Origin of the sequence: Pseudomonas mandelii (assembly GCF_002251635.1) — a bacterium.
Taxonomy (GTDB): domain Bacteria; phylum Pseudomonadota; class Gammaproteobacteria; order Pseudomonadales; family Pseudomonadaceae; genus Aquipseudomonas; species Aquipseudomonas mandelii_B.
In genome coordinates this window covers 1-17,654 of record NZ_NMOJ01000244.1, presented here as the reverse complement: position 1 = coordinate 17,654, position 17,654 = coordinate 1, and the positions used below count along the sequence as shown (strand labels likewise).

Below are 17,654 nucleotides of genomic sequence, written 5' to 3'. Positions count from 1 at the left end.
TAATTAATTAAAAAGGATTTGCCCCATGAACATCATCAACAAAACCCTGACCGCGTCCCTTCTCGCCCTCTCCATCGGCAACGCATTCGCCGCCGGCAGCCCGGGTGTCGAACACAATACCCAGGCGTTCCTCGAAGCCCTCGCCGCCGGCGGTGGCAAGCCGCTTGAGCAGTTGAGCCCGAAAGAGGCCCGTGCGGTGCTGACCGGTGCGCAAAACTCGGTGAAGGTTGATCTGTCGGGTGTGGACGTCAGCGACCGTGTGATCAAGGTCGACGGGCAAACCATCAACCTGAAAATCGTCCGGCCGGCCAAGGTCAAAGGTGAATTGCCGGTGTTCATGTTCTTCCACGGTGGCGGTTGGGTGTTGGGCGATTACCCCACTCACCAGCGTCTGATTCACGACCTGGTGGTGGGTTCCGGTGCCGTCGCGGTGTATGTCGATTACACACCGTCGCCGGAAGCGCATTACCCGACCGCGATCAACCAGGCCTACGCCGCGACCCGTTGGGTGGGCGAGCATGGCAAGGACATCGGCGTCGATGGCAAGCGCCTCGCGGTGGCCGGCAACAGTGTCGGCGGCAACATGGCGGCGGTCGTGGCGTTGATGGCCAAGGAACAGAAAACCCCGGCGCTGCGCTTCCAGTTGTTGATGTGGCCGGTGACCAATGCGCAGTTCGACAGCGGCTCGTACCAGCAGTTTGCCGAAGGCCACTTCCTGACCAAGGGCATGATGAACTGGTTCTGGGACAACTACACGACCGACCAGGCCGAGCGTGCGCAGATCCATGCCTCGCCGTTGCAAGCCAACGCCGAACAGCTCAAAGGCCTGCCCGCCGCCCTGGTGCAAACCGCCGAGTTCGACGTGTTGCGTGACGAAGGCGAAGCCTACGCCCGCCACCTCGACGCAGCCGGTGTGCCGGTCACGGCGGTGCGTTACAACGGCATGATTCACGACTTTGGCCTGCTCAACCCGCTGAGCCAGATTCCAGAGGTGAAAGCGGCGGTTCGTCAGGCGGCACTGGAACTCAAGACTCACTTGAACTGAGACCACCTCGCCTTGCCACACAGCAATGTGTGGCGAAGCTTTTGTGATCACTGATTTACCTGTGGCGAGGGGGCTTGCCCCCGTTGGAGCGCGCANCGGNGGCAAGCCCCCTCGCCACAAAAGCGATTTGCAAACCCTTCTGGAGTTTCCCCATGTCCTTTGTCCTCGCTCACCTGCTGTCCTGGAGTGCCCTGCTGCTGGTGATCGACGCCGTGCTCTGGCACCTCGCGCCGTTCAAGCATCGCGTCACGCGGGTGAGCGTGCGGCTGGCGCTTTTCGTGATGTTCAGCGCGCTGGTGATCAATGCCGGTGTGAGCCCGTTGCAGGCACCGTTGTTCGCCGAGGATCGCGTTGCTCAATTGGGCGCCACGGCGTTGGGAATTCTCTGGTGGCTGTACGCCGCGCGGGTGCTCACCGAAGTCATCGGCCTGGTGCTGATGCGCCGCATCGGTCACAGCGGTCGCTTGTTGCAGGACGTCATTGGCGCGCTGGTGTTCCTGATCGCCATCGTCGCGGCGGCCGGTTACGTGCTGGAGCTGCCGGTGAAAGGCTTGCTGGCGACGTCCGGGGTGGTGGCCATCGTCGTCGGTCTGGCGTTGCAAAGCACCTTGAGCGACGTGTTTTCCGGGATCGTGCTCAACACCACCAAGCCCTATCAGGTGGATGACTGGATCATGATTGACGGCGTCGAAGGCAAAGTCCTCGACATCGACTGGCGCGCCACCCACCTGCTGACCAGCGCCGGCAGCACTGCGGTGGTGCCGAACTCGGTGGCGGCCAAGGCGAAGATCGTCAATTTGAGCCGGCCGAACAACATGCACGGCGTGTCGATCAGCATCCAGGTGCCCAACCACATTCGCCCGCGCCGGGTACTGGAAGCACTGGAGCGCACGCTTCAAGGCAGCAGCAGTTTGCTGCTCAACCCGGCACCGAAAGTGGTGCTCAAAGAGGCTGGCGAAGCCATGTCCGAGTACGTGGCCAGCGGTTTCATCGCCGAGCTCGGCAAGAAGAGTGAAGTGCGCAATCAGCTGTTCGACCTGGCGCATCGGCACCTCGAAGCGGCGGGAATTTCCCGGCAGATCGATGGTGTGATTGAACCAACGACCCGTGCGCGGGCGTTGCTGGATGAGGTGAAAGTCTTCCGTTCCCTGAGCGAGGACGAGCGTGATCAATTGGCCCAGTCCATGGTCCCGCAACAATACGCGGCGGGTCAGGTGCTGCTGGAGATGGGCGAAGTGCCGGACAGTCTGATGGTGATCGCCACGGGCGTGGTCAGCGCCACCGTGCCCGATGGAACCGGGCAAACCGAAGCCGGGCGCATGGGGCCGAGTGAGGTGATGGGCGAACAAAGCATCCTCACCGACACACCGTCCCAGGCCACCTTCACCACCCTGACCTCGTGCATCATTTACCGGATCGACAAATCGCTGACCCGTGGTTGCATGGAACAACGGGTTGAAGTGGGTCGGGCATTGAACAAACTGCAGGCGGTGCGGCAGCAGAATAGCCGGTTGGCGCTGATGGCCAAACCGGTGCCGATCAAGAAAAGCGGCTTCCTCAGCTGGCTGCAGAAGCGCCAATCTGTGTAACGGATCACGCGGTTTCATGTAGCAGCTGTCGAGCTTGCGAGGCTGCTGCTACAACAAGCTCATTCGTCAGACAANCCAATCTGTGTAACGGATCACGCGGTTTCATGTAGCAGCTGTCGAGCTTGCGAGGCTGCTGCTACAACAAGCTCATTCGTCAGACAAAAAAATGCCCGCACAGTCGCGGGCATTTTTATGGATCGCCGACCTTACTTCGCCGTCAGCGCCNCGTAGCTGTTCATCAAATTGCGATAGTTNGGAATNCGCGGCGACAGCAGGTTCGCCAGGCCTTCCATGTCGTTGCGCCAGTCACCCTGCAACTCACACGCCACCGAGAACCAATTCACCAGNTGCGCACCCGCCGCGGTCATGCGTGCCCACGCGGCTTGCTGCACGGTTTCGTTGAAGGTGCCCGAGGCGTCGGTCACCACAAACACTTCAAAGCCTTCCGCCAGTGCCGACAGCGTCGGGAACGTTACGCAAACGTCGGTCACCACACCCGCGATGATCAGTTGCTTGCGGCCAGTGGCTTTAACGGCTTTGACGAAATCTTCGTTATCCCAGGCATTGATCTGGCCTGGACGCGGGATGTACGGCGCGTCCGGGAACAGTTCCTTGAGCTCAGGCACCATCGGGCCGTTCGGGCCCTGCTCGAAACTGGTGGTGAGGATGGTCGGCAGGTTGAAGAACTTNGCCAGGTCCGCCAGGGCCAGCACGTTGTTCTTGAATTCGTTGGGCGAGAAATCCTGCACCAGCGAGATCAGGCCGGTCTGGTGGTCCACCAACAGGACTACGGCATCGTCTTTGTTCAGGCGTTTGTACGGAACGTTGCTCATGTGAAGCTCCTCGATGGATGGGTATTACGCAAGGCGCCGACGCAGTGCATCGGCGCAAGTTGTGATCGTCAGAACGCGAAGCACGAACAACCGAACGCGCCCCAGAAACCCGCAAAATCACTGACCGGCGCGTTCGACAAACGGGCCTTTTCATGGCTGTGGGCATGCACGCCGCACGGCCCGCTGCAATGGTGAACCTGCGCCTGCATCGGCGACGTCGGACGCCAATGACCCGGCACCTTGACCACCGGCGACCAGTCCGGCAGCACCGGCACGCTGGCAGGTCCGAGTTTTTCGAAATCACCGGCGGCGTACACCACCTTGCCGCCGACCACGGTCAACACCGATTCGATCCACTTGATCGCTTCTTCATCGACGCTGAAAAAGTCCGCGCTGAGCGCCGCGACATCCGCCAGTTGGCCGACCTTGATCATGCCTTTCTTGCCCTGCTCGGACGAGAACCAGGCGCTGCCGTGGGTGAACAGCTCCAGGGCGGTCTGCCGGGACAGGCCCTCGGCGTGCAGTTCCAGCCCTCCGACGGTGCGGCCGCTGACCATCCAGTACAACGAAGTCCATGGATTGTAGCTGGACACCCGCGTGGCATCCGTGCCGGCGCCGACCGGTACACCTTCGGCCAGCATGCGCTTGATCGGCGGGGTCGCCTCGGCCGCTTTGGCGCCGTAACGCTCGACGAAATACTCGCCCTGAAACGCCATGCGATCCTGAATCGCAATACCGCCCCCCAGCGCCCTCACCCGCTCGATGTTTTGTGGCGTGATGGTTTCAGCGTGGTCGAAAAACCACGGCAAACCGTTGAACGGAATGTCGCGGTTAACCTTCTCGAACACGTCGAGCATGCGGCTGATGGATTCGTTGTACGTGGCGTGCAAACGGAACGGCCAGCGCTGCTCGACGAGGTGGCGGACCACCGGTTCCAACTCGTCTTCCATGGTTTGCGGCAGGTCCGGACGCGGCTCGAGGAAGTCCTCGAAATCCGCCGCCGAGAACACCAGCATTTCCCCGGCGCCGTTGTGCCGCAGGTAATCGTCGCCCTGATGCAGGGTCACGCTCGACGTCCAGTTCTTGAAGTCGGTCAGCTCTTCTTTCGGCTTCTGCGTGAACAGGTTGTAGGCGATGCGAATGGTCAGCTGCTGGTCCTTGGCCAACTGCTCGATCACTTGGTAATCGTCGGGATAATTCTGGAAACCACCGCCGGCATCGATAGCGCTGGTCAGGCCGAGGCGATTGAGTTCGCGCATGAACTGGCGCGTCGAATTGACCTGATACTCCAGCGGCAACTTCGGCCCCTTGGCCAGCGTCGAGTACAAAATCATCGCGTTGGGACGCGCCACCAACATGCCGGTCGGCTCGCCATTGGCATCGCGCACAATCTCGCCACCCGGCGGATTCGGCGTGTTGCGGGTGTAACCGGCCACACGCAAAGCGGCGCGGTTGAGCAAGGCGCGATCGTACAAATGCAGGACAAACACCGGGGTGTCCGGCGCCGCCTGATTGAGTTCTTCGAGGGTCGGCATGCGCTTTTCGGCGAACTGGAATTCGTTCCAGCCCCCGACCACCCGTACCCATTGCGGTGTGGGCGTGCGATCGGCCTGCTCCTTAAGCATGCGCAAGGCATCGACCACCGACGGCACGCCTTCCCAACGCAGTTCGAGGTTGTAATTCAGACCGCCACGAATCAGGTGCAAGTGCGAGTCGTTGAGGCCGGGAATGACGCAGCGACCCTTGAGGTCGATGACCTGCGTACCCGACCCGCGCAGGGCCATGGCCTCGGCATCGGTGCCGACCGCAACGAAGCGACCTTCGCTGATCGCCACCGCGCTGGCGCGTGGGTTTTCACGGTCAACGGTATGAAATTGGCCATTGAATAAAATCAGATCGGCGTTCATCGCGTTTCCTTGGACGGAGTGGATTGAGACAGCCAGGGCGCGAACAGACGCGTCGCCATCGGCATGAACAGGTACACCACCGAGACAACGATGGTCAGCGTGATCAGAAACGTCGCGACCACGTAATTGGACAGGATGGCGTTGAGTTGCAGCAGCGGGCCCCAGAGCAGCGGCACCAGCAAGGTATGCGGCAGAATCACCAACAACGTCACCACGGCCTGCTTCCAGCGCGGCGGTGGCGGCGAAGCGGCGTCGGCTTGCGGCGCGAACCAGAATTCGTTGACCGGATTGACCTCGGTCTGGTCGCCATCGGCGAGCATCGGCGTGGCTTCGTTGACCAGCTCAAGGCGCTGCGGCGAATCGAGCCAGTGCTGCATCGCCTCAGTGGAACAAAAGCGCAGCACGCAGGTGTACATGTCCAGACCAGCGTTTTTACCGCGCATCACATCCACGCCCAAGTGCCCTTCCTGCTGCCCGGCGATGCTGACAATGTTGCGCAACCAGGCTTCGTAAGGCACTTCAAAACCGGCCTTGACCCGGTGCTTGATCACCAGGGTCACGACTTCCTCGAAACGATTGGATTCAGGCATAACGCAAAGCTCCGGCAAATCGGACATTGAGCGCCAGCCGTCCCGGCCCGGCGATAAGAAGGCTGGTGAACACAATCAACAGCAGCCAACCGAACTGCCCTTCATCGAGACTCCATTGCGCATGCACCACCAGCAGCGCAATCAGCAGCACCGCCAAAATCGGCAGGCACGCCAACCGCACCAACACCCCGGCGATAATCAGCAACGGGCACAGCACCTCGGCAAAAATCGCCAGCATCAGCGTGACGTTCGCGCCCAGGTGAAACGGGTCTTCGATGACTTGCAGTTGAGCGCTGTAGTTAAGCAGCTTCGGTAAGCCGTGCACCCACAGCAGGAACGCGCCGCCACTGACCCGCAAAAACAGCAGTCCGAGATCCTGCACCCGCTCATCCCATCGCGATGTATTCATGGGCTACCTGCACAAATAAAAAACCACCGGCGTTCTGCGCCGGGACCTGGTTTGATAGTGCCGGGACGGGAGCGGGGGAAATTGGATGTGTGTGCTGTTTTTGTGGATGAGCCCGGATCTACAACCGACGAAGATCCCTGTGGGAGCGGGCTTGCTCGAGAAGGCGGTGTGTCATTCGGCATTGATGTTGGTTGATACGCCGCCATCGCGAGCAGGCTCACTCCCACAATAGAATTGGGTACATCAGCAAAATATTGGTCGGCTGTCAGGCCGCCTTCGCAGGCAAGCCAGCTCCCACAATTGGAATGGGTGCATCTGCAAAATATTGGTCGGCTGTCAGGCCGCCTTCGCAGGCAAGCCAGCTCCCACAATAGAATTGGGGTACCTGCAAGAGATTGGTCGGCTGTCAGGCCGCCTTCGCGGGCAGGCCTCGCTCCTACAGTGGAATGGGGGTAACGTCAAAAGCCAAAGCATCCTCGCACCTGTAGGTGCGAGCATGCTCNCTCCCACAATTGGAATGGGTGCATCTGCAAAATATTGGTCGGCTGTCAGGCCGCCATCGCTGGCAGGCCAGCTCCCACAATTGAAATGGGTGTATCAGCAAAATATTGGTCGGCTGTCAGGCCGCCATCGCAGGCAAGCCAGCTCCCACAGTTGGATCGCGGTGCATCAGTTGGAGAGTGATCGGCGATGGGGCCGCTATCGCAGGCAAGCCAGCTCCCACAGTTGGATCGGGTGCATCAGCAAAATATTGGTCGGCTGTCAGGCCGCCTTCGCAGGCAAGCCAGCTCCCACAATAGAATTGGGTACATCTGCAAAATGTTGGTCGGCTGTCAGGCCGCCATCGCAGGCAAGCCAGCTCCCACAATTGAAATGGGTGTATCAGCAAAATAATGGTCGGTTGTCAGACCGCCATCGCTGGCAGGCCGTTACCGCAGAAATGGGTATTTACACCTGAAAGAGATTGGTCGGCTACCAGGCCGCCATCGCAGGCAAGCCAGCTCCCACAGTTGGACTGGGTACATCTGGGGGAGAATGGTCAGCTGTCAGGCCGCCTTCGCGGGCAAGCCTCGCTCCTACAGGGGACTGGGGGTCATCAGCCTGAGCCAGGTCGGCCCGAAGGCCGCCTCGGCTCACTCTTCCTCACCCTCCGGCACAACCTTGGTATCAGCAAAATATTGGTCGGCTGTCAGGCCGCCTTCGCAGGCAAGCCAGCTCCCACAATTGGAATGGGTGCATCTGCAAAATATTGGTCGGCTGTCAGGCCGCCATCGCTGGCAGGCCAGCTCCTACAAGGGTTCGGAGTACACCGCTTCGCTCTTCACCACTCATCAGGNCGAGCGTTAGNGANCTTGATCTTGATCTTGATCTTTCGCCCCTTCGGCAGGCCGAGCGTAGGTGTTCATCAGGGGGTTAGGCGCGTAGCGCCGTGCGGCGAAGCCGCACACATCGAGAGGAGGTCGTCGCGAAGCAGACCGGAGGCGATGCCCCCAGATGAATGCCGGAGCGAAGGTACGCCGAGCCTAGGCGAGGGGCCGGACGTTGGGGCGAAGACCTTTGCTTCCTTTGGGGCGTTTGCCAAAGGGAGTCGCCGTAAGGGCGAAACCATAAGTGGCCGTTACCGCAGGAATGGATATGTACACCTGAAAGAACATGGTCGGCTACCAGGCCGCCATCGCAGGCAAGCCAGCTCCCACAGNATGGATATGTACACAACCGCCAAGAACCTGGTCGGCCCGAAGGCCGCCACGTTCAAGCAGAAACCGGCAAAGGCCTCGACATGAACTCACTGATCCGCGACCGCAACCACCGCTCCGCCGGATCATTGTCATGCACCCCGCTCCAGGCCATCGACAACTGCGCCGCATCAATGGGAAACGGCGGATCCTCCGCCCGCAACGCACACCCCTCAACCAACGCACACGCAGCATAATCCGGCACAGTCGCAATCATTTCAGTGCCGGCCAGCAACGCCCGCAACCCACTGAACTGCGGCACGCCCAATACCACCCGACGGCTGCGGCCAACCTTGGCCAGATCCAGATCGATATTGCCGCTCAAATCACCCGAGAACGACACCATGGCATGCGGTCGTTCGCAGTATTCGTCGAGCGTCAGCGTCCCCGGTCGCTTGTCCCCGCGCAGCACTTTGCAGGGGATGTCCCGCAACTTTTTGCACTTGGCATTCGCCGGTAAATCCGTGGTGTAACTCACCCCCACGGAAATTTCTCCCGACGCCAACAATGCCGGCATCAGCAAATAGTTGGCGCGACGCACCACCACGACGATCCCCGGCGCCTCTTCCTGCAATTGCCGCAACAACGGCGGAAACAAACCGAACTCGGCATCGTCCGACAGCCCGATGCGGAACACATCGCTGCTGGTCGTCGGATCGAATTCCTTGGCCCGGCTGACCGCCCCGGAAATCACATCCATCGCTGGCTGCAACTCCTTGAGAATTGCCAGCGCCCGCGCCGTCGGCTCCATGCCGCGGCCATTGCGCAGCAACAACGGATCGTCGAACAGATCCCGTAACCGCCCCAGCGCCGCACTCACCGCCGGTTGCCCCATGAACAGTTTTTCAGCCACACGGGTCAGGTTCTTTTCGAACATCAACGCTTCGAAAATCACCAGCAGGTTCATGTCGACGCGACGCAGATCGTTACGGTTCATAGGCACGGTTTCCTTGTGTGTTCAGCCGGGGACTTTACTCGATCAGCGGTACTTTGGCCGCACGTTTATAANNCCTGTAAACCGACGGAATTAACAACGTTTAACTCGCCTGCCAGAGCCCCGCGCCCAAGAATGAAGCTCACCGACACGGACATTTGTCATGGCCTATTCTCAGCAAAACGTCGCCCGCGCGACTGTCACTGAAACGCGCAAGAAAACCACCGGCGGCCTGACCCCGTGGCGCGAAAGCCTGGTCAAGCAACTGATCCTCGAACGCCTTGGTGAAACCGTTGAAGTGACCGAACTGGCCCGCGCCTGCGCCCTGTCGCGCAGTCATTTCTCCCGCGCGTTCAAGTGCAGCACCGGGCTCTCGCCGCAAGACTGGATTCGCCATCAACGGATCGCCCGGGCCAAGCAGTTGATCCAGAGCACCGACCTGACACTGACGCAAATCAGCCTCGAATGCGGCTTTTGCGATCAGGCGCATTTCTGCCACATCTTCACCCGCAGCGAAGGCATCAATCCGTTTGCGTGGCGTTGCCGTGCTGTACGCGCCCTGCCCCAACGCCCGCCCTACTCCGCTCAAACTCACGCGCAATAATGTCTGCTCTCATCAGGAGCGAAAACCGGCGCGGATCTACGCCCGCGCCGGGGCACATCAACCCTTGAGAAACGCCAGCAGATCAGCGTTGAGCTGATCCTTGTGGGTATCAGTCAAGCCGTGAGGGGCGCCGGGGTAGATCTTCAGCGTAGAACCTTTCACCAGTTTTGCCGAGGCGATGCCTGCCGCTTCGAACGGCACCACCTGGTCCGCGTCGCCGTGCACCACCAGCGTCGGGATGTCGAACTTCTTCAGGTCTTCGGTGAAGTCGGTTTCCGAGAACGCCTTGATGCAGTCATAGGCGTTCTTGTGGCCGGCTAGCATGCCTTGCATCCAGAACCAGTCGATCATGCCCTGGGACGGTTTGGCGCCTGGTTTGTTGAAGCCGAAGAACGGCCCGCTGGCGAGGTCGATGTACAGTTGCGAACGGTCGGCCAGGGACGCCTGACGAATGCCGTCGAACACTTCGATCGGCAGGCCACCGGGGTTGGCTTCGGTCTTGAGCATCAGCGGTGGCACCGCGGAAATCAGCCCGGCCTTGGCCACGCGAGCGGTGCCGTGGCGACCGATGTAGCGCGCCACTTCGCCACCGCCGGTGGAGAAGCCGAACAGCACGGCGTCTTTGAGGTCGAGCAACTCGATCAACTGCGCCAGGTCATCGGCGTAGGTGTCCATGTCGTTGCCGCTCCACGGCTGGCTGGAGCGGCCATGACCACGGCGGTCGTGGGCGATCACCCGGTAGCCTTTGGAGGCCAGGAAGATCATCTGCGATTCCCAGCTGTCGGCGTTCAACGGCCAGCCGTGGCTGAAGACGATGGGTTGGCCGGTGCCCCAGTCCTTGTAGTAGATCTCGGTGCCGTCTCGGGTCGTGAACGTACTCATGCGATGTCTCCTTTGCGAGTGTTGGGGGTGTATCAAAGCGGTGAAGGGTTCATTCGTTCAGCCAGCCGCGCCACCCGCTCGCCCAGGTGCGCGGCGGTGCAGCGATCTTCGGCAGGTGGGGCGAGGTCCGGGGTCTGTTCGACATTCGACTGGGCCATGGCGCCGAGCGAGCTGCCGAGGCGATTCATTTGCCCGTCGAAGGCGCCGGTGCTGGAGCGCGCCGGCAGCAGGTCGAGGCCGACCCAGATCATCGAATGCTGCGCGGCGAACACCGCCATCTGCAGCAAGGTGTTGAGTTTGTCGCCGCACAGGCAGCCGGAATTGGTGAAGCCGGCGGCGAGTTTGTCGCGCCACGGCTGGGCGAGGTAGAACGCCGCCGTGGACTCCATGAAGCCTTTGAACGGTGCCGACGCGCTGCCCATATAGGTCGGCGCGCCGAAGATGATGGCGTCGGCGCTGTGCAACCGGTCCCAGTGCTGGTCCACTTCATCGACTGGAAGCAGCAGGCAGGTGCTGCCCACGTGCCGTTCCACACCTTGGGCCACGGCTTCGGCCATGACCCGGGTGTGCCCGTAGCCACTGTGATAGACCACCACCACGTTGCTCATTGCGGTGTCCTCATGACAAGTTAATCCCTTTGCAACAAGCCCCCATACCCGCCAGCCCTGCAAAGCTCCCTGTGGGAGCGAGCTTGCTCGCGATGACGGCGGCACATTCAATATCGATGCAAGCTGACCCGCCGCCTTCGCGAGCGGGCTCGCGCCTACAAGACCAGCGGGTGTTGAAGCAGCAGAGTTTTGGGCGTAGACCAGACGCAGGACGAGTTAAACGTTGTTAATTTTCATTGGCGCGCCAAAAGCCTGAACACCTGCTTTGCTACGGTTGTACCCAATAAACAGGGCACCCGCCCGTGGCGCCGGGTACGGGCAGTCGCCGCGAACACCCGACAGTCACTCGAACCCTCGTTGCGTTGCCGGAAAAACCTGACGAATATGCTCGAAAACCGCGTACCAGACGGCTGCAAGCAGGAGCGACACGTTGACCCTTTCCCCCGAGCAGGCCATCCATTTCGGCCCCTACCGGATCTATCCCGGACAACGCCTGGTGCTGGAGGCCGACCAGCCCCTGCGCCTGGGCCGGCGCGCCATGGATATTCTGCTGATCCTGCTGGAGCACGCCCCAAACGTGGTCAGCAAACAGCAACTGATCGCCGGGGTCTGGCCCAAAAGCGTCGTCGAAGACATCAACCTGCGCGTGCACATGGCGGCGCTGCGCAAAGCCCTTGGCGACGGCCAGGCCGGCCAGCGCTATATCGTCACCGTCGCCCAGCGCGGCTACAGTTTTGTCGCGCCATTCTCCCTCGAACCCATCGAGCAACACCCCGGGAGCGAAAGCCTCGAGCCGAACGCCCATAACCTGCCGATCCGCCAGACACGCATGATCGGCCGTCAATCGCTGGTCGAAAACCTCGTCACGCAGCTGTCACGCCAGCGCTTCATCACCCTCGTCGGCCCCGGTGGCATCGGCAAGACCACCGTGGCACTGCGCGTCGCCGAACTGTTGATCGGTCGCTATCGGGACGGCATTCGCCTGCTGGACCTGGCGCCGATCAACGACCCGTCGCTGATCACCGCGCATCTGGCGACGCTGCTGGATTTGTCCCTGCACGACGCCGAACCGATGAGCAGCCTTGCCGCGTTCCTGCGCGAGCGGCGGATGCTGCTGGTGATTGACAACTGCGAGCACCTGATCGACGCCGTCGCGCTGCTCTGCGAAAGCATCCTGCGCGCCGCACCGCACGTGCACATCCTGGCCACCAGCCGCGAAAGCCTGCGGGCCGAAGGTGAGTTCGTCCAGCGTCTGGAATCGCTTGATTGCCCACCACCCATCGCGGTGCTGGACCGCGCTCAAGCGCTGACCTTTTCTGCGCTGCAACTGTTCGTCGAGCGAGCCATGGCCAGCCATGACAGTTTCGAGCTCAGCGACCACGAGCTGCCGCTATTGATTGAAATCTGCCACCGTCTGGACGGCATTCCGCTGGCCATTGAACTGGCGGCGGCGCAAGTCGGCCACTTTGGCCTGAGCGGTTTGCTGACCCAGCTGCAAGGCAGTTTTCGCCTGCTCACCCAGGGCTGTCCGTCGGCACTGGGCCGGCACCAGACCCTGCGTGCCACGCTCGACTGGAGTTTCGAACTGCTGAACGCCTGCGAGCAAACCTGCCTGCGCCGCTTGGGCGTGTTCAGGGGCGGTTTTACGCTGGAGTCGGCCGCGGCGGTGATCGTCGGCGAACACATCGAGCCCGGCGAGGTGTTCGGCTCGATCACGCAACTGGTGGCCAAGTCGTTGTTGAACGTGGAAGTGGGCGACGAAGAAGTGTTCTACCGATTGCTCGACACCACCCGCAGCTACGCCCTGGAAAAACTCGACCAGACCGCGGATCTGCCGGACACGCGAAAACGCCACGCTGAACGTTGCCTGGCCTTGATGCATCAGGCTCAAACTGACTGGGAGCTGATTTCCACCGGCCTGTGGATCGAGCGATACGCCCGCAGTCTGGATGACATTCGTTCGGCCCTCGACTGGGGCTTTAACGCCCAAGGTCCGCAGGCATTGGCGATCCGTTTGACCGCGACGTCGACGGCCCTCTGGCAGGAATTGTCGCTGCTCAAGGAACATGGGGTTTACGTGCGCAAAGCGCTGGCCTTGCTTGAGGCGGCCCCCGCGCCCTGCCCTCACCTGCAAATGGCCCTCAAGCTCGCCCTCGGCAGTTCCTGCTACCACACCCAGGGCGGCACGGCCGAAACCATCGCCGCGTTCGTCAGCGCCAGAGCCCTGGCCAGGCACAACAACGACGTGGCCGGTCAACTGCGGGCGGTGTCGGGGCACATGGCGGTTAACCTCAGTTGCGGCCATTACCAAATGGCGCTGGAGCAGAGCCAGCTGTTCGACCGCCTGGGCGCACAGGGTGACCCCGTGCTGTCGCTGAGCACGCACCGCTTGCGCGTCCTGGCCCTGCACTTTGCCGGCAATCAGCAGCTGGCCCGGGTGAATGCCGAACAGGTCATCCAGCGCATGGCCCACAGCGGACACCTCAACCGTTTCACCCACGGTTTCGGCGTGCAATACGATCAGAGCGTGGCCGCCCTGACGATTCTGGCGCGCATCCTCTGGCTGCAAGGTCAACCGGAACAAGCCTGGCGCACCGCCCGTCAGGCACTGGACATCGCGCTCCAGATCAACCACGGCACCTCCATTTGCTACACCCTGGCGCTGGCCGGCTGCCTGATCGCCCACTACAACGGCGACAGTAAAACCGCTCGCGAACTTTTACGGCTGCTGCTGGAGCAGGCGCAGAAACATTCGGTGCTGCTGTTTTATTCGTGGGCGCAACACTATGCGCAGGTGATTGACCAGGCTGAAGCACCGTCAACGCCACCATCGGGCGCCGGGCTGATCAAGGAAATCATGGTCACGCTGGACACCGCGTTCGTCGATGAAACCTTGTTGCAACGGGCCGATACGGGGGCGGCGGGATGGAGCACGGCGGAGATATTGCGGGCCAGGGCTGATGCATTGCTGGCTGAGGAATATCCACCAGAGGTGGATTGTTTGAGCGGACGCTATCGCGAGCAAGCTCACTCCAACACAAGCGCGGTGGCGGAAGAGGTATTGGTTCGGGCGTTGAACGTGGCCAGGCATCAGGGCGCCCTGGCCTGGGAACTGCGCAGCGCCACCTCACTGGCGCAACTGTGGCAGCGCCAGGGTTTGTACCGGCAAGCCCACGAACTGCTGGCGCCGATCTACAACCGGTTCACCGAAGGCTTTGCCACGCCGGACCTGAGCAAAGTCCGGCGGCTACTCGACGAGCTCCATGGGCAACTGCACGCCTGAGATCCAGCGCGCACGGCTGATGTAATGCGAGTAGCGCCGCTCGAACGTGCGCAGGTGGCCGCTGTGCTCGAGTTTCTCCAGGGCATAGGTGCGCGTGGTGTTGAGCAAGCGATAACGCGTCGTGCCGTTGACCTGATCCATCGAGAGCAACGACTTGGCGGCCAGCCGCTGCACCAGTGCCGCCAGTTGATTGGGCTTGAGCACCTCGCAACTGCTCACGCCAATCGCCGCGTCGAGGGTGAAGGACATCTTGAACACCGAGAGGCGCTGCAACACGGTTTGCTCCAACGGGCTCAGCCGTTCATAGCTCCAGTCCAGCGCGGCCTTGAGGGTCTGATGCCGGGGGACGGCCGTGCGCCGACCCTGGGTCAGCAACTGAAAACAGTTATCCAGTTGAGCCTGCAAACCGACCAGCGCTAGCGCGTCGATCTGCGCCGCTGCCAGTTCAATGGCCAGCGGCAAACCGTCGAGCCGCCGACAGATTTCACGCACCGCCTTCAGATCCTGTTCGCGCAGGGCAAACCCTTGTTGAAGGGCTCGGGCGCGACTGACGAACAACTGCACCGCCGAGTAGCCCATGGCCTCGGCCACGCTGTGCAACGCCGACGCGGGCGGCACCGCCAGGGACGGCAAGCGCTGAATCGTTTCCCCCGTCGCCATGAGCGGTTCACGACTGGTGACGAGGATCGACAGCCGAGGCGCCGACGCCAGCAAATCGTCGACCAATGTCCGGCAGCGTTCCAATAGGTGTTCGCAGTTGTCGAGCACCCACAACATATGCCGATTCGCCAACACGTCCAGGGTCGTGCTGACTTCCAGTTCCAGGGTTTGAGTCAGATGGTCGACCACTTGCGCGGGGTCATCGAGCGCCGCGAAATCCACCAGCCACACGCCATCTTCATAGTGCTGCAACAGCAGTTCGGCCACGCGCAGCGCCACGGTGGTTTTGCCGATGCCGCCGGGACCGACCAGGGTCATGAAACGCCGCACCGGCAACTGCCGGACCAGACTGCCGACTATCGAATCCCGGCCAGTGACAGGCGTGAGCCGTGCCGGCAAATTGTGTTGATGTTTTTGTGCAGTCTCAAGCGAGACCAAAGTACCCGCAGGCACCCGCTCCACCGGGGCAATAAAGCTGTAGCCGCGCTGGGGAATGTTGACGATGTAGCGCTGGCCATCCTGCCCGTCGCCCAGGGCCCGACGCAGCGCCGCAATGTGCACGCGCAGGTTGATTTCTTCGACCACGGACGTCGGCCAGACGTGGGCAATCAACTCGTCCTTACTGACCACATGGCCGGCGCGCTCGACCAGCACCTGGAGGATATCCAGTGCCCGACCGCCCATGCGCAGCGGCCGATCACCGTCCAGGATCAGCCGTTGCCGCTGGTGAAAGGCGTAGGGGCCGAACCGCAGCACCGTATCGCTGTTTAAATCTCTGAGGCTGTTCATGCACGTTTGCGTGCTGAAACCTGGCCCGGCTCACAGTGCAGAAATATCCGTCGCACCCACCTTCCAGGCTCCCGCACCTCCATTGCAAAGAGTTCACCGCTATCTTGGCAGGCCTCCGTGACGGTACAACTGCCATGGGGGGAGCGTCACGGCCATTGCGGTGCGCACAACGGCCAAGAACGCTCTAGCTGAACTGTTCGCGGTATTGCGTCGGGGTCAGACCGAGCTTTTCAGCGAACAGAAAGCGCATGTGCCGCACGCTGCCAAAGCCACTTTTGAAGGCCACGGTCTTGAGTGGCAGATCGCTGGTTTCCAGCAGATTCCTCGCGCAATCGATGCGCGCACTTTGCAGAAACTCCATGGGCGTCATGTTCACGTCCCGGGCGAACATCCGGGCGAAGTGCCGCGTGCTCATGTTCGCCAGGCTGGCCATGCGTTCGATGCTGAAGGCTTCGTCGAGGTGTTCGAGCACATGGTTCTGCACGCGGGTGATCGGTGTTTCATGCGGCGCGACAGTGGCCATCAACGGACTGAACTGCGCTTGCCCACCCTGGCGCTTCATGACCACCAGCAACACCTTGGCCACGTCCTGTGCGACTTTCTTGCCGTGGTCTTCGGCGACCACCGACAGGGCCAGGTCGATGCCGGCGGTGACGCCGCCGGAGGTGATGAGGTTGCGGTCTTGCACGTAAATCTGATCGGTCTCCACCGTCGCCTTGGGGAAACCTTTGATCAGTCGCTCGGTGTAATGCCAGTGCGTGGTGACGCGATAGCCGTCCAGCAGACCGGCATGCCCCAACACGAACGCACCGGTGCAGATCGAGCCGTAGCGCCCGGCGCGATCGACGGCGTCTTTGAGCCAGCACAGCAACGGCGGATGTTTTTCGTTGTACGCGCCCGGGCCGCCCGGCACCAGCAGCAGGTCATAGGCTTGATCGGCCTGATCGATGTGCAGATCGGTCTGCACGCTGACGCCATTGGAAGCGCGTAGCGCGCCATGTTCTGTTCCGAGGGTCGACAGCTCATAACGGTCATCCGCTGCCAGGTATCGATTGGCGATGGAAAACACTTCCATCGGCCCGGCCATGTCGAGCAGCAGAAAGTCCGGGAACAACACCATAGCCACGGTTTTCATGGGTTCACAATCACTGAATTAAAAAATAATACTGGCTGAACACCGATCCCACAGGGGTTTCGTGTTCGGCATTAGGTGCTGTGCATTATGGCCNNAATTAAAAAATAATACTGGCTGAACACCGATCCCACAGGGGTTTCGTGTTCGGCATTAGGTGCTGTGCATTATGGCCAATGTACGGCGCCAGCGTCGGAGGAAATACCTCATTGCCAGTTCATCACTGTCAACCTGAACGCGACAGTATTTCAATTTACATCTACTTATTGCACCAGCCAGTAACCATTAACCTTCTCCTCACTCGGACGAATCAACGTCCCCACAGGAGATTTCATCATGCTGACCCTTCGCAAAGCCTCGGATCGCGGCGCCGCCAATCACGGTTGGTTGAAGTCGTTCCATACCTTTTCCTTCGCCAATTACCGCAACCCGAAAGAGCAGGGTTTTTCCGACCTGCTGGTGATCAACGATGACCGTGTGGCGGCCGGTAAAGGCTTCGGCCAGCACCCGCACCGCGACATGGAGATTTTCTCCTATGTCCTCGAAGGTGCGCTGGAACACAAGGACACCCTGGGCACCGGCTCGGTGATTCGCCCTGGCGATGTGCAACTGATGAGCGCCGGCAGCGGCGTGGCCCACAGCGAGTTCAACCA

At 61.2% G+C, this 17,654-nt stretch carries 14 protein-coding genes; 5 read left to right on the top strand and 9 right to left on the bottom strand.

Annotated elements, in window-relative coordinates:
• Window positions 1–25 precede the first annotated feature (25 nt).
• Window positions 26–1,045 (top strand): alpha/beta hydrolase, encoded by a 1,020-nt coding sequence (locus B7L09_RS29160; RefSeq protein ID WP_094471700.1) that lies wholly within the window; start codon window positions 26–28, stop codon window positions 1,043–1,045.
• A 152-nt stretch (window positions 1,046–1,197) separates the two neighbouring features.
• Window positions 1,198–2,634, top strand: coding sequence for a mechanosensitive ion channel family protein (locus B7L09_RS29155; RefSeq protein WP_094471699.1), 1,437 nt, complete (start codon window positions 1,198–1,200; stop codon window positions 2,632–2,634).
• A gap of 206 nt (window positions 2,635–2,840) precedes the next feature.
• Here the strand turns inward: B7L09_RS29155 and ycaC are convergent, their stop codons facing one another.
• The 5 genes from ycaC to B7L09_RS29130 form a co-directional block, all read right to left on the bottom strand.
• Complete coding sequence (gene ycaC / locus B7L09_RS29150) at window positions 2,841–3,467, bottom strand: isochorismate family cysteine hydrolase YcaC (protein ID WP_094471698.1); 627 nt, start codon at window positions 3,465–3,467, stop codon at window positions 2,841–2,843.
• A gap of 68 nt (window positions 3,468–3,535) precedes the next feature.
• The gene (locus tag B7L09_RS29145; protein WP_094471697.1) at window positions 3,536–5,374 is read right to left on the bottom strand and encodes an amidohydrolase; all 1,839 of its coding nucleotides are present in this window, start codon (window positions 5,372–5,374) and stop codon (window positions 3,536–3,538) included.
• Window positions 5,371–5,964 (bottom strand): antibiotic biosynthesis monooxygenase, encoded by a 594-nt coding sequence (locus B7L09_RS29140; protein WP_094471696.1) that lies wholly within the window; start codon window positions 5,962–5,964, stop codon window positions 5,371–5,373. The genes B7L09_RS29145 and B7L09_RS29140 overlap by 4 nt, the downstream gene beginning before the upstream one ends.
• On the bottom strand, window positions 5,957–6,373 hold the full coding sequence (locus tag B7L09_RS29135) for a DoxX family protein (RefSeq protein WP_094471695.1): 417 nt from the start codon (window positions 6,371–6,373) through the stop codon (window positions 5,957–5,959). Before B7L09_RS29135 ends, B7L09_RS29140 begins: the two co-directional genes overlap by 8 nt.
• A 1,752-nt stretch (window positions 6,374–8,125) precedes the next feature.
• Window positions 8,126–9,046, bottom strand: coding sequence for a LysR family transcriptional regulator (locus B7L09_RS29130; protein WP_094471694.1), 921 nt, complete (start codon window positions 9,044–9,046; stop codon window positions 8,126–8,128).
• A gap of 160 nt (window positions 9,047–9,206) precedes the next feature.
• Between B7L09_RS29130 and B7L09_RS29125 the strand changes: the two genes are divergently transcribed.
• A complete protein-coding gene (locus tag B7L09_RS29125; RefSeq protein WP_094471693.1) occupies window positions 9,207–9,647 on the top strand; it encodes a helix-turn-helix domain-containing protein in 441 nt (146 codons plus the stop codon).
• A gap of 57 nt (window positions 9,648–9,704) precedes the next feature.
• Here the strand turns inward: B7L09_RS29125 and B7L09_RS29120 are convergent, their stop codons facing one another.
• Window positions 9,705–10,529 carry an alpha/beta fold hydrolase gene (locus B7L09_RS29120; RefSeq protein WP_094471692.1) on the bottom strand — a complete coding sequence of 275 codons (825 nt, stop codon included), beginning with the start codon at window positions 10,527–10,529 and terminating at the stop codon, window positions 9,705–9,707.
• Between the two features lie 32 nt (window positions 10,530–10,561).
• Window positions 10,562–11,137 carry a flavodoxin family protein gene (locus tag B7L09_RS29115; RefSeq protein ID WP_094471691.1) on the bottom strand — a complete coding sequence of 192 codons (576 nt, stop codon included), beginning with the start codon at window positions 11,135–11,137 and terminating at the stop codon, window positions 10,562–10,564.
• Between the two features lie 430 nt (window positions 11,138–11,567).
• On the opposite strand from B7L09_RS29115, the gene B7L09_RS29110 reads away from it, so the two are divergent.
• On the top strand, window positions 11,568–14,420 hold the full coding sequence (locus B7L09_RS29110; RefSeq protein WP_094471690.1) for an ATP-binding protein: 2,853 nt from the start codon (window positions 11,568–11,570) through the stop codon (window positions 14,418–14,420).
• Here B7L09_RS29110 and B7L09_RS29105 read toward each other — a convergent pair.
• The gene (locus B7L09_RS29105; RefSeq protein WP_094471689.1) at window positions 14,385–15,869 is read right to left on the bottom strand and encodes an ATP-binding protein; all 1,485 of its coding nucleotides are present in this window, start codon (window positions 15,867–15,869) and stop codon (window positions 14,385–14,387) included. The genes B7L09_RS29110 and B7L09_RS29105 overlap by 36 nt on opposite strands.
• Before the next feature lie 184 nt (window positions 15,870–16,053).
• Window positions 16,054–17,004, bottom strand: coding sequence for a GlxA family transcriptional regulator (locus B7L09_RS29100; protein WP_094471688.1), 951 nt, complete (start codon window positions 17,002–17,004; stop codon window positions 16,054–16,056).
• Window positions 17,005–17,337: 333 nt separating this feature from the next.
• On the opposite strand from B7L09_RS29100, the gene B7L09_RS29095 reads away from it, so the two are divergent.
• A partial coding sequence (locus tag B7L09_RS29095) for a pirin family protein (protein ID WP_141213515.1) occupies window positions 17,338–17,654 on the top strand: 317 nt, incomplete at its 3' end.

Coding starts and splice junctions, on each gene's coding strand:
- B7L09_RS29160 (WP_094471700.1), top strand. CDS start 26: ATGAACATCATCAACAAAACCCTGACCGCGTCCCTTCTCGCCCTCTCC.
- B7L09_RS29155 (WP_094471699.1), top strand. CDS start 1,198: ATGTCCTTTGTCCTCGCTCACCTGCTGTCCTGGAGTGCCCTGCTGCTG.
- B7L09_RS29145 (WP_094471697.1), bottom strand. CDS start 5,374: ATGAACGCCGATCTGATTTTATTCAATGGCCAATTTCATACCGTTGAC.
- B7L09_RS29140 (WP_094471696.1), bottom strand. CDS start 5,964: ATGCCTGAATCCAATCGTTTCGAGGAAGTCGTGACCCTGGTGATCAAG.
- B7L09_RS29135 (WP_094471695.1), bottom strand. CDS start 6,373: ATGAATACATCGCGATGGGATGAGCGGGTGCAGGATCTCGGACTGCTG.
- B7L09_RS29130 (WP_094471694.1), bottom strand. CDS start 9,046: ATGAACCGTAACGATCTGCGTCGCGTCGACATGAACCTGCTGGTGATT.
- B7L09_RS29125 (WP_094471693.1), top strand. CDS start 9,207: ATGGCCTATTCTCAGCAAAACGTCGCCCGCGCGACTGTCACTGAAACG.
- B7L09_RS29120 (WP_094471692.1), bottom strand. CDS start 10,529: ATGAGTACGTTCACGACCCGAGACGGCACCGAGATCTACTACAAGGAC.
- B7L09_RS29115 (WP_094471691.1), bottom strand. CDS start 11,137: ATGAGCAACGTGGTGGTGGTCTATCACAGTGGCTACGGGCACACCCGG.
- B7L09_RS29105 (WP_094471689.1), bottom strand. CDS start 15,869: ATGAACAGCCTCAGAGATTTAAACAGCGATACGGTGCTGCGGTTCGGC.
- B7L09_RS29100 (WP_094471688.1), bottom strand. CDS start 17,004: ATGAAAACCGTGGCTATGGTGTTGTTCCCGGACTTTCTGCTGCTCGAC.